Annotated in this window: 1 protein-coding gene; it reads right to left on the minus strand. The window is 58.4% G+C overall.

The genetic code is table 11. The annotated features are described in order from the left end of the window. On the minus strand, positions 1-1,102 hold a 1,102-nt coding region (gene nusA, locus ACIF4X_RS28185; protein WP_397484582.1), incomplete at its 3' end, for a transcription termination factor NusA. Positions 1,103-1,125 lie beyond the last annotated feature (23 nt).

Genomic DNA, 1,125 nt, shown 5'->3' on the forward strand with positions numbered 1-1,125 from the left:
GTGCCAGAACGTCGTCGACTTCCAGCTCGTCGATGAAGTTGCGCAGGATGTCGCCGGTGTCTGCTTGCTGCTTAGCCTGGATGTCCGATTCGGTCATCACGTTCAGGGTCCAGCCAGTCAATTGGCTGGCCAGACGCACGTTCTGCCCACCGCGACCGATGGCCTGAGCCAGATTGTCTGCGCCAACGGCGATGTCCATTGCGTGGGCATCTTCGTCAACGATAATTGCCGCAACCTCAGCCGGGGACATGGCGTTGATCACGAACTGAGCCGGGTTGTCATCCCAGAGGACGATATCAACACGCTCACCGCCCAACTCACCCGACACTGCCTGGACGCGCGAACCGCGCATACCGATGCAGGCGCCCTGCGGGTCGATGCGTTTGTCCTTGGAGCGGACGGCGATCTTGGCGCGCGAACCCGGATCACGGGACGCTGCCATTACTTCGATCAGGCCTTCGGCAATTTCCGGCACTTCGATGCGGAACAGCTCGATCAGCATTTCCGGCGCGGTACGCGACAGGATCAGCTGCGGGCCGCGGTTCTCGGTGCGGATTTCCTTGAGCAGCGCACGCAGACGCACGCCGACACGGAAAGTTTCGCGAGAAATGATGTCTTCACGGGCCAACAACGCTTCAGCGTTGTTACCCAGATCGACGATCACGTTGTCGCGGGTGACTTTTTTCACGGTGCCGGAGATGATTTCTCCCAGGCGCTCGCGGTAGGCGTCGACCACTTGAGCGCGCTCGGCTTCGCGAACTTTCTGCACGATGACTTGCTTTGCAGTCTGTGCAGCGATGCGGCCGAACTCGATGGATTCGATCTTTTCTTCAACGACGTCGCCAACCTTGGCACCAGGATGCGTTTCGGCAACCTTGGTTGGCCAGGTTTCGATGGCCGGATCGTCGAGATCATTCTCTTCGACGACCGTCCAGCGACGGAAAGTTTCGTATGCCCCGGTGTGGCGGTTAATTTCCACACGCAGGTCAACTTCGTCTTCAAAACGCTTTTTGGTAGCAGTGGCCAGAGCCAGCTCCAGCGCTTCAAAAATTACGCTTGCCGGTACGCCCTTTTCATTGGATACCGTCTCAACAACCAGCAGTACTTCTTTGCTCTTCGTACGCC

The sequence above is a fragment of the Pseudomonas sp. NPDC085632 genome (assembly GCF_044541255.1).
Lineage (GTDB): Bacteria > Pseudomonadota > Gammaproteobacteria > Pseudomonadales > Pseudomonadaceae > Aquipseudomonas.